Origin of the sequence: Desulfatiglans sp., assembly GCA_012513605.1 — a bacterium.
Classification (GTDB): Bacteria; Desulfobacterota; DSM-4660; order Desulfatiglandales; family HGW-15; genus JAAZBV01.
This window is the reverse complement of sequence record JAAZBV010000058.1, coordinates 1-14598: the sequence shown is the minus strand read 5'-3', so window position 1 is coordinate 14598 and position 14598 is coordinate 1. Positions and strand designations below refer to the sequence as shown.

The following is a 14598-nucleotide window of genomic DNA, read 5'->3' as shown; positions in this document are numbered from 1 at the left end:
ATTCTAATATTTCCAACAAACGAACCGGATTGTCATCAGCGGGCCTGTAAGTGCCATGAAAGGGAAAAGAGAGAAAATTCTTCTTTTATCACTCCCTTCCATGGCCTAAATAATCCCGTTCAGGAAGAAATTATTTGAATTCAAATCTTAAAGGTTATATCTGAAAACACGGGACGGAAAATTAAATGAGTAATGATATATTTAAATCAAAGTATAAAACTGCACTTATACTTTTCATTATTGCGAATATAGGCGGTGCACTAAATACGCTAGTCTATCTGACAACAATGCTGGCAGAAGGCGGAAGGCCGGATATTATCCCCATTATAGTATGGGAATTTACCGGGGCTTATTCTGCCATGCTCCTGTTCCCGGTGGTGCTTTATTTAATGCACCGACATCCTGTAACAAAAAAGAACTATTACATAATATTACCTGTGTATATTTTAACCGCTCTGATTCTTGGCGCTATGCACACCTGGATAATGTATGCATCGAGATCAATTATCCATGATCTGGCAGGATGGGGAAAATATTTTTATGGCTATCTGCCTTACAGATACATCATGGAGACCCTTAAGGTCTCGGTCGGATATGTTGGCCTGTGCATTCTTATCAGCTTTTATAAATCATACCTGGAAAAGCAGGAGCAAAAAATAAAGGCAGTAAAACTTGAAGAACAGCTTTCAAGGATAAGGCTGCAACTTTTAAAAAATCAGATCCACCCGCACTTTCTCTTTAATACACTTAACATGATATCATCTGTAATGTTCGAAGATGTACAGAAGGCTGATAAGATGATAGCAAATTTGAGTGATCTCTTACGCGCGACACTCCATACAAAAGGAGACGGTATTCATAGACTGAAGGAAGAAATCAAGATACTTGATTATTATCTGGAGATTATGAAGGAAAGATATAAAGACAAGCTTGATGTTGCTTATCAAATAAAAGATGAATGTCTGGAGTTCCCGGTACCCTCCTTTATCCTTCAACCTTTGATAGAAAATTCCATAAAACATGGAATGGAGAAATTATCATTATCGTATTTGAATATTATTATAGGCGCAGGGATCGTTAGTGAGAAATTAAAACTTTTCATAAAGGATAACGGACCCGGTATTCAAATCAAACCGGAAGATGTTTTTAAAAAAGGGATCGGTCTATCAAATACACAGGAGCGACTCGAAGGCCTGTATGGGAACAGATTTGAATTTAACTGGAAAAACCTTGAGAATGAAGGTTTTGTTGTAACGATTATGATTCCCGAAAAGATATGAACATGAGCAATATAAAAATTCTGATCATTGATGATGAACAACCGGCAAGGAAAAAACTGAGCTCTTTTATTAAGAACTCAGGCTGCAGGTGTGAAATACACGAGGCGACAAACGGAGTTGAAGCAGTGGAAAAAATAAATGGATTGAATCCACAGCTGGTATTTCTTGATATCCAAATGCCGGGGATGACAGGCTTTGAGGTGATTGAAAATATTGGATTGGAGCAGATGCCGTTTGTCGTTTTTGTTACTGCATATGATCATTATGCACTTGATGCCTTTGAGGTAAACGCTATTGATTATCTTTTAAAACCATTTGACATGGAACGGTTCCAGAAGGCCTTTGATAAGGCACTTGACAGAATTGAATCAAACAAACCGGTCGAGGTTGATTTCACAAAACTCCTTACTGAAATAAACCTCCCAAAGAGATTTAAGGAAAGATTCCTTGTAAATCAATCATCAAGGTATTTTTTCATCCAGACTGAGGATATCAGGTATATATCTTCCGAAGAAAAATATGTTTCTTTGCACACGGATTCGAGTACATTCCTGTTACGCGAAACAATGAACAATATGGAAGAAAGGCTTGACCCTGATAAATTTGTGCGGGTACACAGATCATACCTTGTTAACATATCATATATAAAAGAAATACAGCCCTGGAGCACGGTGACTATGTTATCGTAATGAAGAACAATGAAAAGATAAATTTAAGCAGGCGATATAAAAGCAGGCTAATGCCTTAGATTGCCAAATTGTTTTCTATTTTTTATTTCTTTGGGGGAGGCGTTTGAGGTATTTTACTGCCCTGTGCCCTGTAATGAACTATTACTTTAAGCATTATATTGATTCCAGATCAACATATGCTTCTTTATTTCCGCTTTCTCTATCCTTTTGTGCCTCGCGCAATTATTGAATGAATTCATCATCAAGATCCAAGCCAAGCAATTCTTCAGTTAATCAGTATGCAAAGCATCAAGTACAGCTTTTGGATTTTTTGAAGCTACCTGAAGCAATGCCTTTGCAGGGCCATCAGGTTCTCTCCTCCCCTGTTCCCAGTTTTGTAATGTCCGGACACTAACTCCGATCATCATCGCAAATTCATTTTGTGAGACATTAAGCTTTTTTCTTATATTTTTTACTGCTGGAGGGGTAACCTCAAATACGCGGCTTGGTTTCTTTTTCCCTGATTTTATTTCTCCAGCTTCGTGGATACTGGAGACCAGTTTTTCAAAATCTTCTTTTTTCATTCCAAATATCCTTCCACTAATTCTCGGAGAATCTTGATTTGCTCCCGTGTCAAGTCTTCCTGTTCATTCTTTTTATATGGGAAAAGCAGATAAATAGTATCAGGATAATCCCAATAATAAATAATTCTAAGAGCTCCTCTTTTCCCTTTTCCTTGTAGATTCCACCGAATTTTTCTTAGACCACCACTACCTTTTATCAAATCTCCTGAATCTGGTCTAAGTACCAACACTGCCTGAAGTTGCCTGTAACTATCGTCAGTGATCAGCTTAAGAATTTCTTTTGTAAAAATTGTCGTTTCTATAAATAACATTGAATGTTATACTCCATTGACGTATTTTGTCAATTCCGAATATAGATTGTACACTAAAACATTTCAATTCTTCTAAATTAATAATGTTAATTCTTGCAACTTTTGAGGGGACATAACTGATACTGCTTCTTTTATCTTCTTCTTAAGAATGTTCGGTATTTATGAAAACTAAACTGTGGTTTGAGTCCATCCACAAATAAATCCCGGATGGACTCAAATTGCTCTATTTCAGCTTTTGGTTAGTTGTACTCTATTTCACCTTGATCTGGGCAGCGTCTGTTACTGTGATTGAGGCGCCATCTGACGGGTTCTTGTGGATTTCGCCTGTAACGCAGATCTCTTTACCCACATAAAGGTCCTTATCCAGCTTGTCTTTCAGGGCATCATCAACCTCTATGCCTACAGCGCCCGGCTCCATAATCGCCTTGCCCATACCCAGGAGCGTTTGTCCCTGGTAGGGCATTGTATCTACAATCTTGCCGCATACCGTGGCCTTTTCACCGATATGCTTTGCCGCCTCTTCACAAGTGAGATCTGCAGCATATGAAGCAAGGGCTGTAATACATATAAATCCGAACACCATAATTGCACATAATACTTTTTTCATGATAATTCTTCCTCCTTAAATAAATGGTTTATCCAGAAATAAAAACATCATATACATTTGAACCCGGCTATTATGCCTTCCGGCTAAATATTGTCGGGCTCTAAAACACTTCGCTATTTTGATAAATACTTATGAGGAACAAAAAGACTGCGGTTATTATCTCTCTCAAGTTCTTAAAGTCAAGTAATAGTTTATGCTGGATAGATCGTCCGCTCCTACAGAACCAGTGACAGCCCTATTTCACCCTTCTTAACCGGTGGGTTTCATGAAGCCTGAGCCATAATTCCCTGACTATTACTGCTGAGGCACCTTCCGGGTTTAGTTTTTCACTATTCCCTACAAACATGCAGGACTGCATCAGGGGCTCATTACCATCATCGAGTCCGAATCGTTTTGTGACAAACTGTATCAGGTCTTTTGAGGGATGAGTTATATCCGCTTCAGAAAACCTTGATATGGTAAACATCTCTTTCTTTGTCATCATGGAGATGAGCGTATCCACTGCCTCTGTAACAGATGCAGGGTGCCTCCCTCTCTTTTCAGCAGAGAGGTGAAGAACCGATTTCATGATCGCTGCCACAGCATCATAGATAACAGGGCTTTCACTCGCCCTTGGCCCTGCCACATTAAGCACCTCTATCTTTCTCACATCGAGCCATGATTTGATAATCTCAATCGCCTCTTTCTTATCCTTTTTTTCAATATCTATATGGAGGCATGGCTTTAGATATTTTCTTGCAAGCTTCTTTGTAAGGAGAGAGCCGCCCTTAAGCGTGCCTGAACTGAATAGTAATGTGCCGTCAGAGTCTGTAACATTCTTCTCAGTCCTCAAGTCATAATTAATGGCATCTATCTCCTGCATGTTATAGCGTGGTGATAACCTGCCGTTTTCAGTCATCCTGCCTAACGGGACCCAACCGCCGTGCGGGACTCCCATCTCTATGGCCGCATCAAGTGCAGCCTGATCAGCCCCTGTCTGCCCGCCTGAAATTATCTTTTTAATACTCATAAACTATATGATCCCAATAATTGTGTAATCTGCTAGGTTATCTCATATTCCTTGATCTTTGCGATCAGTATCGGCCTGCTTATCTCAAGTATCTGTGCCGCCTTTGATTTGTTACCCCCTGTAAGTTTGAGGGCCTTTTCTATAAGATCCTGTTCAAGTGTCCTTGTTGCCTTTTTAATGGACAGGGTGTCCCCCGGCTCAATTACAGAGAGAATATTCCCTCCAGCGGTTATTGAAGGAGGTAATTCAGCAGGGGTTAAGAGTTTACCCTTTGAAAGGATAATGGCCCTTTCTATTACATTTTCAAGCTCCCTGATATTCCCTGACCAACTGTGCCCCATAAGCAGGGCCATTGCATCGGATGAAAGACCTTCGACACTCTTCCCCAGTTTGTTATTGAATATATCAACAAAGTGACTCACAAGAAGCGGGATGTCACTTCGGCGCTCCCTTAAGGGCGGAAGGTGGATGGACATGACATTTATCCTGTAAAACAGATCTTCCCTGAACCTTCCCTCCTTTACCTCATACTCAAGATCCTTTGATGTGGCAGCAATCACCCTTGAGTCTGTCTTTTCAGGTGTTGTCCCGCCAAGCGGTGTTACCTCCTCCTCCTGCAAAATACGCAGAAGCTTGGCCTGTAAAGAAAAGGGCATCTCACCTATCTCATCAAGAAATATAGTCCCCTTGTTTGCCTGCATAAAAAGGCCCGGCTTATCCCTTGATGCATCGGTAAATGCACCTTTTTTATAACCGAACAGCTCGCTCTCAAGGAGTGTTTCAGGTATACCGGCGCAGTTTATTGCTACCATGTTGAAAGAGGATCTCCTCCCCCTTGAATGTATCTCCTTTGCAATTAGTTCCTTGCCAGTGCCGCTTTCACCCGTGATAAGGACTGTTGTCTTGAAATCAGCCACCCTGTCAACCAGGTCAAATACACCTGCCATTGCCTCGCTTCCCGCAACAACACTGCCAAATGAATATTTTTGTTCGAGTTTTTTAAGCCTGCCCTGAAGAATGAGATTTTCTTCCTTAAGCTGATCCCTCTCCTTTGCCTTTTTTAAGGCAAGAAGCACCTCATCTGTCTTGAACGGTTTTGATATATAATCATAGGCCCCCTTTTTCATGGCCTCCAAAGCTGTTTCAATGGTCCCATATGCAGACATCATGATTATTGTGATCTCCGGATATTTTTCTCTAGCCGTTGCAAGAAAACTCATGCCATCCATCTTTGGCATCCTGATATCACAGAGTACAAAATCAAAATCATTCTGATCCATTACAGCTAATGCCTCTGCGCCGTTTCCTGCCGCCTCAGTGATATATCCACCTTTATTCAGCATGGTGGTAAGCATATGCCTCATATTTGTTTCATCATCAATTATCAGTACACGATTTCCTGATATGGTCATACTGGTTCTCCTGAAGATGTATACTGGTCACTGTTCAGGGGAAGGTCAATGCGAATAATCATACCCTTTCCCTCTTGGCTTTCCGCCCTTATTGTGCCGCCTAACGCCTCAATTATCCTGTAGCAGACAGAAAGCCCCAGCCCTGTGCCCTTTCCAGGGTCTTTTGTCGTAAAAAAAGGATCAAAAATATGATCAACTTTATCAGCCGATATGCCCGGACCATTATCGATAAATTCAAGTTCAAGCAGGCCATTTCTGTTTTTACTGATAACATGAATCTGTGCATCTTCCATCACATCTCCCTCTTCGGAAAGGGCATCAATGGAGTTTATCAGGATATTAAGAAAGACCTGCTGCAGCTGGTTTTTATCTGCAATCACATTATCATTTTCTGCGGTAAGCGCCAGTGAAATTGCTATTTTATTCATCCCTGTCTGGGGTTTGAGCATCTCAACAGTGTCTGTTATGAGTGAATGGATGCTCAGTCTTATCCTTTCCTCCTCAGATGTTCTTGAAAAATCGAGAAGCTGCCTGATAATATTGTTAACCCTTGATATCTCACCTTCAACCCTCGTTAAAAAATCCTTTTCTTCCTCTGGCGTGAGGCCTCCCTTCATTATCAGATCAATATAGCCCAGGATAATACCGATGGGGTTTCCTATCTCATGGGCTATGCCTGCTGCGAGCCTTCCAACAGAGGCCAGTTTTTCAGACTGCACTATCTCATTCTGGGCAGCCTTAAGCTCTTTATTAGCCTTTTCTAAAGATACAATATGAGACTTTAGTTCTCTTTTATTTTCGTCAAGCCTTTTCAGCATATTAGCGAGCGCCCTTGTCAAGTTTCCTATCTCGTTTGCCGGCGTTTCACCTGTTGATATCAAAAATTCGCTTCCTTCATATTCCATTGTCATCCTGAGTAGTTTGTGTATCGGGTTTACAACAATCCTTGACAGGAGATATATGCCCACAAGCGCAAGCACAAGGGTATCAATCGCTATGTATATGATTACCAGCCTTTCAGACCTTCTTAATGTCTCGTAAACAGGCACAAGTGAGGATAGAGCTGATATGCCGCCAATAACGCGCCCTTTGTATTTTAATGGGGTTGACAGATAGAGTTCCTTTTTTCTGGGCCAGAGCACACCCCATGTCACACCCTTATTATTGACAGACTGGCTAAGGGTATTCATGGCCGTCATTGCCAGGGTCAGGCCATATTGCTTTGCCTCATGATCAAGGCCAATGCTGAACACCGATTCGCCAGAGATATTTACAATGGCAATCCCCATGTATTCACCTGCGTCCAGCATCTCCTGGATAAGGGAAGCAAAATCAGTGTCAAAATAGATATTTTTAAACTCTTGCTCGCTATCTTTTATTGTATTAGCGGTAATATATTCTATGCCTTTTAAAAGGAGTCTCCCTGTTTTCTCCTTTTCTATGATCAGGTCTTTTTCATACAGGTTTAATATAACCACATTAATAAGCAGCATTGCAGCGACAATAAGGAATATAAGTTGTGTCAGTATGCCGGCCCTGAGCCCGAATATATGAGTTTTCAATTATATACCCTGAAAGAATTAAAATAATTATTCATAAACCGGGGGAGAGAATACTTATATACCAGTTAATTATCTCTTTTCCGAAAAAGACATAGAGCACTGCTCCCAGGGCCAGAAAAGGGCCAAAGGGTATCTTTGTCCTGATGCCTTTTTTTGACATCATAAGCGCCGCACCCCCTATAATGCTCCCTGTAAGGGATGATACCAGGATGACAAAAGGGATGGCCTTCCACCCTAAAAATGCCCCGATCATGGCTAAGAGCTTGACATCTCCCCCTCCCATCCCCTCCTTTTTCGTGATGAGTTCAAAAAGAATGGCCACGAGATAAAGTATTCCGCCTCCAGCAAGGATGCCTATCAGGGAGTCCATCCAGGGGATGTGACTAATAACCAGGGAAAAGAAGAGGCCGGCTATTATACCGGGGATTGAGATGACATCAGGTATTATCTGGTGTTCAAGGTCTATAAACCCGATACATATCAGCGCCGAAATAAAGATAAGGTATATAAAAAATTCTGGGAAATTTGAATTCAGGATGTTGTATTTTACAAGAAGTGCCATGCTTATGAGGCCTGTTGCAAGTTCAACCGCAGGGTATATGAGGGATATGTGTGTCCCGCATTTCCTGCACCTTCCCCATAGCATCAGGTAGCTCAGCACAGGTATGTTGTCATAGAATCTTATCCTGTATCCACAGGATGGGCAGGCTGATGGCGGTGTTACGATGGATCTCTTAAGGGGCAGCCTGTATATGCAAACATTAAGGAAACTGCCTATGGTCAGGCCAAACACAAATGCGAATATAAGTTGTAAATTAAAAGGGAGCATAGACCACTGTCTGTTAAAATTAATTATTGAAAGGAGAGAAGACCATTTCTTATAAGATTTGTCAATAATGAGAGTTCACTTATTGATTTGACATAGAATACCTTTTTTTATAAAAAGCCCCTCTATGATCATATCAATTAATCCTGACAACCCGCAGCAGCGGCTCATTAACATGGTATGCGAGGCCCTTGATAAGGGAGGGCTTATAGCCTACCCGACAGATACCTTTTACGGCATGGGCTGTGACCTTTATAACAAAAAGGGTATTCAGAGGATATACCAGCTCAAGAACAGGCCCCTGAAACAGCCCTTCTCCATCATCTGCGACAGCCTTAAGGGGATAAGCCAGTATGCAAAGGTCTCTGATTTTGCCTATAAGACAATGAAAAGGTTATTGCCAGGGCCATATACATTCATCCTTGAAGGGACCAAGCTTGTGCCCCAGATAATGCTTACAAAAAGGAAGACTGTTGGGATCAGGGTTCCGGCAAACAACATATGCCTTGCGATTGTAGAGACCCTTGGGCGGCCTATTATAACCACAAGCGCTATCCATGAAGACCCCTACACAATAAAAGAGGCTTATGAATCTTCACTTGAGATGATTATAGACGGGGGGGCGCTTAAACCTGAGCCCTCAAGCGTGATATCCTTGATTGATGACTACCCCGAGGTGATACGCGAAGGGAAGGGGGATGTCAGTTCATTCCGCTAGAAAATCCATTCCACCTGTATTCTATGGTAGAGACTGAGATATTCCTGAGCGCCTTTGATATGGATTCTGCTGCCTCACCCCTTAAGAGATCAATAATGGATAATCTCTTTTTTGCAGGATAAACAAGGTTTACATCGCCATCTATCTCTGCATATTCCTTTGCCAGGGCCACTGCATCTTCAAAGTTGCCAAGCCTATCAACCAGCCCCCACTCCTTTGCCATTGCTCCTGTAAATACCCTGCCGTCAGCTATCTCCCTCACCTTTTCAGGGGTAAGGTTCCTGCCCTCTGCAACATCATTTACAAACTGGGTCTGAATATCAGTGATAACAGCATCAAGTATTTCCCGCTCCTTATCAGTGAGTTCTCTGTGGGGATTCCCTATGTCCTTGAATTCACCGCTTTTGATTACCTCAATTTTAAACCCGATTTTTTCAGCAAGCTCCCTGTACTGGTAATACTGCATTATAACCCCGATACTGCCTGTGATGGTGCCAGGGTTGGCAACAATGCTGTTACCGGCAGCGGCTATATAATAGCCACCTGATGCAGCCGTGCCCCCCATTGAGACTATTACCTTTTTTGTCTCCCTTGTCCTCATGACCTCACGGTAGACCTCCTGGGATGCGCCAACACCCCCTCCCGGTGAATCTATACGCAGTATGATGGCCTTGATTGATTTGTCCTTTGCAAAGGTGGTGATCTGTTTTAGCAGCTCTGTTGAATCATCAATGGCGCCGATTATCGGGATGACGCCAATCTTGTTGGTAAAGGCTATCCCTGATGAGCTGCCCATGGAGCTGCTGATCGCCTTCATGATAAGACCTAATCCAATTACCAAACATAACAGAATCAATATGGTGGTTAAAACAGGGTGTTTTTTCATGACAAATATCTTCTGGAAGGGTTATTAAGTTAAAATGCCTGCCCGTTATTACGGGCAGGCGCTCATTTTCGAGGTATAACTTTTACCTCATGCTCTATCGTGTCACCCGGGGATGACTAAACCATTATTAATCCTGGTTCTTGTTTTCAAGGTCAAGCATGCCTGCCTTGAGCAGTTCACCAAGGTTTGAGGTGGCTTCCTTTCCATTGTTGAGATAGCTTCTGTACATATCCTTCTCTTCGGCCTCCTCAAGTTTACGGATTGAAAGGGCTATCTTCTTGTCATCCTTTGCTATATTGATGACCTTTGCCTGGATAACATCATCTACCTTGAATCTGCTTAATGCGTTTCCGCTCTTATCCTTTGTCAGCTCTGACACATGTATAAGGCCTTCGATCCCCTCTTCAAGCTCAACAAAAACGCCAAAGTCGGTTATGTTGGTAACAGTGCCGGTAACCCTCGTGCCGGGTTTGTACCTTTCAGGTATCTCATCCCACGGGTCAACTGCAAGCTGCTTGATGCCAAGTGAAAATCTCTCGTTTTCCTCGTCGATATTAAGGACAACCGCCTGAACCTCTTCACCCTTCTTATATACCTCTGAGGGGTGTTTGATCCTCTTTGTCCATGAGATGTCAGAGATATGAACAAGGCCGTCTATACCTTCATCAATGCCTATAAAGATGCCGAAGTCAGTGATATTCTTGATTCGGCCCTCAATGGTAGTGCCTATGGGGTATTTCTCACCTATCACCTTCCAGGGGTTTGGCTCTACCTGTTTCAGGCCAAGAGATATTCTCTTATTTTCAGTGTCTATATTGAGCACGACCGCCTCTACCTCATCGCCCACCTTCAGTATCTGTGAAGGATGCCTGATCTTTCGTGTCCATGACATCTCGGATACGTGGATAAGCCCCTCAATGCCCTCCTTTATCTCGACAAATGCGCCGTAATCAGCAAGGCTTACTACCTTTCCTTTTACCTTTGTGTTGATCGGGTAATCTGCATTGGCATTTATCCATGGATCAGGGTTAAGCTGTTTAAGGCCCAGAGAGACCCTCTCTTTTTCTTCATCATACTTGAGTATCTTTACGGTGATCTCATCACCAACCTGATACAGTTCTGATGGGTGGCCTACTCTGCCCCATGATATATCTGTAATATGGAGGAGACCGTCTATCCCGCCCAGGTCAATAAAGAAACCGTAATCTGTTATATTCTTTACTGTGCCAGTAAGGACAGCACCTTCCCTGATATCATGCATGGTTTGATCACGTTTTACCTTGCGGTCTTTCTCAAGGAGCGCCCTTCTGGAGAGGACTATATTTGCCCTTCTCTTGTTGTATTTGAGTATCTTGAATTCGTGTTTTGTGCCTATAAGAGAATCAAAATTTCTTACAGGTTTGAGGTCAATCTGTGAACCGGGCAGAAATGCCTGAAGACCTATATCAACGGCCATACCACCCTTGAGCCTTGCGACTATTTCACCTTCAACAGTGCGGTCCTCTTCATAGATATTCTTGATCTCATCCCATATCTTTATCTTTGCTGCCTTTTCTTTTGAGAGGATTATCCTGCCGTCATCATCCTCGCGTTTTTCAAGGAGTACATCTATCTTGTCGCCCACCTTAGCAGTCATGTTGCCGTCTGCATCAATGAATTCATTGATACGGATCTGGCCTTCTGACTTGTATCCTACATCAACCAGGACATATTCTTTGCCGATCATAACGATCTCGCCGGTAACAAGCTCTCCCTCCTGAATACTCTTGAGGCTCTTCTCATAGAGCTCCATAAAGCTGTCTTCGCCTGAGCTGCCATCATCCTCTTCGCTGCCTGAATAATCTGAATAAAGGCTGTCATCACTCATGTCACCGGAATTTTCACTCTCTTTTTTGAAATTATCATCCAAATTAGTCTGATTGTTAATTTCTTCCTGATTGCCATCTAAAATTTTGTCTGTTGGTTTGTTCATTAAACAAAGTACCCCCTGAATAGTTTTTCCTTTAAAAAGGATTTTAATAAGCCTGCTTTTTTACCAAATTTTTTTAAAATTATCAACAGTATAATATATTATTATTCCTGTATGCGATTATATGCCGGCGCTTTTTATATGAGAAAGAATAATCTCTATAACCCTGTCTATCTCCATTCCGGAGGTATCTATCAAAATCGCCTCATCTGCCGGTTTTAAAGGGGCAAGTTTTCTTGACTGATCCTGTTCATCCCTTTTTCTGATATCCGCCTCGACCTTATTAATGTCTATAACTTCATTCCTGGCCTTTCTCTCATCATAGCGCCTTTGTGCGCGTACCTCCGGGGAGGCAGTAACAAAAAATTTAAAATCCGCATCAGGGAATACCACTGTGCCCATATCCCTCCCCTCTGCAACAATGCCCCCCTTTTCACCGATTTTGCGCTGTAGTGCAGTCATGGCCTTTCTCACCTCTGGGACCGCAGAGACAGAGGATGACAGCATGTCCATCTCAGGCATTCTGATTTGCACTGAAACGTCCTCATTATCAATATAAATAGTTGAATTATCACCATTCACCTTAAAATGAATATTTATCCTTTCGCACATCCTGTAAAGTGCATTACCGTCTGAAAATGGGATATTCTCCCTCTTTGCCTGGAGTGCGACCGCCCGGTACATAGCGCCTGTATCAAGGTATACAAGGTTAAGTCTTTTTGCCAGGGTGCGGCTTACGGTGCTCTTTCCAGCACCTGCCGGGCCATCGATTGTTATTACCGGCTGTTTCATATTATTGTCCTATTTCAATTAGTTACAGGCTGCTGATGACCTTTTTCAGGGTGTTTATAAACCGCTCATTTTCCTCTGGAAGTCCAACATTAACCCTTATATATTCTTTGAGTCCATAGCTCTCCATGGAGCGGATTATGACGCCCTCCCTGAGCATAAGCTGGTAGATGCTTTTAGCGCCTGAAGGTACCTTTATCAGGAAAAAGTTGGTCTCAGTGGGTATGCACGAAAGCCCTATATCCTCCAGATTTTTATATAACCATTTCAGCCCTTCCCTTGTAAGATCAAGTGTTTTTTTGACAAAATCGGTGTCATCAAGGGCAGCTACTGCCGCGGCTTGGGCAAGAAGGTTTAAATTGAATGGCTGCCTTACCCTGTTTATATAATCCACAATCTCCGGTGATGAGAAGCCGTAACCTATCCTTAATCCCGCAAGCCCGTAGAGCTTTGAGAATGTCCTTAATATGATGAGCCTGTCACGTTTATCCAGAAAATCTGTGCCACGCGCCACCCTGTCTGATGAAAATTCAATATATGCTTCATCAATAACTACCACAATATCCTCTGGCACCCACTCTAAAAAACCACTGACCTCCTCTTTTGAGAGCCATGTGCCTGTGGGGTTGTTGGGGTTATTGATAAAGATCAGCTTTGTTTTGGGGGTTACAGCCCTTTTAATTGCATCAATGTCAATCCGGAAATCCTTAAGGTCTATTGACACAAGTTCTCCACCAGCGCCATTAACCACCTTCTCATACACAAGAAAGGTCGGGATTGCCTGTATAACCTCTTCACCGGGGGTAATAAATGTACGGATAGCAAGTTCTATCAACTCGTTTGATCCGTTCCCGGTTAATATCCTTTCCATGGGGAGGTTAAATATCTTTGAGAGTTTTTCCTTCAGGTAATAGCTGCTCCCGTCCGGATACCTGTTAAGCCGGTTCAGGTTATCCATGATCGCCTTTACTGCCATAGGCGATGGCCCGATAGGGTTTTCATTTGAGGCAAGTTTGATGGAGCCTGTGATGCCCAGTTCCCTTTCAAGCTCTTCTATGGGCTTTCCAGGTGGATAGGGGATAAGCCGATCTATCTTTTCTGTTGTGAGTCTTTTCATATTTTTTCCTCATATAACGTATACAGGCTGGTCTAACATAAGCCTTATGGGTTTTGCCGTATGCATTTTAAAAATATCCAATTTTTATATCAAAGGGGCCGGGAATAGCAAGTATTTTGCCATATTTTATAAAAAGCTGGGTTAGGAATCCATTTTCACCACGGAGGGCACGGAGTAAGGCTTCTCATTAGATTATCAAAAAGTATTTTTTGTTTTTCGTAGGGGCAGACCTGCGTGTCTGCCCGCTTTTCTATCGCCTGCCTTATTGTCTTTTTATTCAAAGTTCAACGTTCAACGTTCATTTTTCCCCCTGCGCCCTGCGCCTTTCTTTCTTATCTCTTTTCATTCGATGTTCAGCGTTGGATGTTCGATGTTCGACGTTCATTTTTTCCCCTGTGCCCTGCGCCTTTTTTTGCTTTTCATTCGATGTTCAGCGTTGGATGTTCGATGTTCGACGTTCATTTTTTTCCCTGCGCCCTGCGCCTTTCTTTTATAAACACCTATTGACATCATTCTATTTTTTTAAAGCTCTCAAGACATGCTATTTGGGGAAGGCATATTTTTGAATATCGTCAAATAAATCATAATGTTACAGTTATGCTAATCGGTATTTGGTGAATTTGGCAATATTGCCAAATTCACCAAATGATGTAATTCCAACAGGTTACAGGTTTTATAATCCACACTCGTGCGGGGAGTGACAGAATAAATAGTGTCAATTACTCACAATTGCTAAGCCTTATACATCAAAGGGGCATCGGCTATTCATGTGCATACTAAAAATCCAGGGGGCTTTTAGCCTCCTTTTTTGTCTGGCTCTTAATGGTATGAGTGTAAATCATGGTTGTCCTGACATCACT

14 protein-coding genes are annotated in these 14598 nt (G+C 42.3%); 3 read left to right on the top strand and 11 right to left on the bottom strand.

The window, feature by feature from the left end; all coding sequences use genetic code 11:
* The first annotated feature begins 185 nt into the window (after positions 1 to 185).
* Positions 186 to 1280 carry a histidine kinase gene (locus tag GX654_07400; GenBank protein ID NLD36677.1) on the top strand — a complete coding sequence of 365 codons (1095 nt, stop codon included), beginning with the start codon at positions 186 to 188 and terminating at the stop codon, positions 1278 to 1280.
* A 2-nt stretch (positions 1281 to 1282) separates the two neighbouring features.
* Complete coding sequence (locus GX654_07395; GenBank protein ID NLD36676.1) at positions 1283 to 1969, top strand: response regulator transcription factor; 687 nt, start codon at positions 1283 to 1285, stop codon at positions 1967 to 1969.
* A 269-nt stretch (positions 1970 to 2238) separates the two neighbouring features.
* On the opposite strand, the gene GX654_07390 is transcribed toward GX654_07395, so the two are convergent.
* From GX654_07390 to GX654_07360, 7 genes are all read right to left on the bottom strand, one after another.
* Positions 2239 to 2532 carry a helix-turn-helix domain-containing protein gene (locus tag GX654_07390; GenBank protein ID NLD36675.1) on the bottom strand — a complete coding sequence of 98 codons (294 nt, stop codon included), beginning with the start codon at positions 2530 to 2532 and terminating at the stop codon, positions 2239 to 2241.
* On the bottom strand, positions 2529 to 2843 hold the full coding sequence (locus GX654_07385) for a type II toxin-antitoxin system RelE/ParE family toxin (protein ID NLD36674.1): 315 nt from the start codon (positions 2841 to 2843) through the stop codon (positions 2529 to 2531). The genes GX654_07390 and GX654_07385 overlap by 4 nt, the downstream gene beginning before the upstream one ends.
* A 250-nt stretch (positions 2844 to 3093) precedes the next feature.
* Entirely contained in the window at positions 3094 to 3450 is a 357-nt protein-coding gene (locus tag GX654_07380) for a hypothetical protein (protein NLD36673.1), read from the bottom strand.
* A 235-nt stretch (positions 3451 to 3685) separates the two neighbouring features.
* Entirely contained in the window at positions 3686 to 4459 is a 774-nt protein-coding gene (locus tag GX654_07375) for a hypothetical protein (protein NLD36672.1), read from the bottom strand.
* 32 nt (positions 4460 to 4491) lie between these two features.
* Entirely contained in the window at positions 4492 to 5871 is a 1380-nt protein-coding gene (locus GX654_07370) for a sigma-54-dependent Fis family transcriptional regulator (protein NLD36671.1), read from the bottom strand.
* The gene (locus GX654_07365) at positions 5868 to 7433 is read right to left on the bottom strand and encodes a hypothetical protein (GenBank protein NLD36670.1); all 1566 of its coding nucleotides are present in this window, start codon (positions 7431 to 7433) and stop codon (positions 5868 to 5870) included. Before GX654_07365 ends, GX654_07370 begins: the two co-directional genes overlap by 4 nt.
* Positions 7434 to 7464: 31 nt before the next feature.
* The gene (locus GX654_07360; protein ID NLD36669.1) at positions 7465 to 8262 is read right to left on the bottom strand and encodes a prepilin peptidase; all 798 of its coding nucleotides are present in this window, start codon (positions 8260 to 8262) and stop codon (positions 7465 to 7467) included.
* Positions 8263 to 8386: 124 nt separating this feature from the next.
* Here GX654_07360 and GX654_07355 point away from each other — a divergent pair, with 124 nt between their 5' ends.
* Positions 8387 to 8977: a threonylcarbamoyl-AMP synthase gene (locus GX654_07355; GenBank protein ID NLD36668.1), complete on the top strand. Its 591-nt coding sequence runs from the start codon at positions 8387 to 8389 to the stop codon at positions 8975 to 8977.
* On the opposite strand, the gene sppA is transcribed toward GX654_07355, so the two are convergent.
* The 4 genes from sppA to GX654_07335 all read right to left on the bottom strand — a co-directional run bounded on the left by sppA (position 8961) and on the right by GX654_07335 (position 13738).
* Positions 8961 to 9863: a signal peptide peptidase SppA gene (sppA, locus tag GX654_07350; GenBank protein NLD36667.1), complete on the bottom strand. Its 903-nt coding sequence runs from the start codon at positions 9861 to 9863 to the stop codon at positions 8961 to 8963. The two genes, GX654_07355 and sppA, sit on opposite strands and share 17 nt — an antisense overlap.
* Positions 9864 to 9990: 127 nt before the next feature.
* A complete protein-coding gene (locus GX654_07345) occupies positions 9991 to 11730 on the bottom strand; it encodes a 30S ribosomal protein S1 (GenBank protein NLD36666.1) in 1740 nt (579 codons plus the stop codon).
* Positions 11731 to 11952: 222 nt separating this feature from the next.
* A complete protein-coding gene (locus tag GX654_07340) occupies positions 11953 to 12624 on the bottom strand; it encodes a (d)CMP kinase (GenBank protein ID NLD36665.1) in 672 nt (223 codons plus the stop codon).
* 22 nt (positions 12625 to 12646) lie between these two features.
* Positions 12647 to 13738: a histidinol-phosphate transaminase gene (locus tag GX654_07335; GenBank protein NLD36664.1), complete on the bottom strand. Its 1092-nt coding sequence runs from the start codon at positions 13736 to 13738 to the stop codon at positions 12647 to 12649.
* Positions 13739 to 14598: the final 860 nt, after the last annotated feature.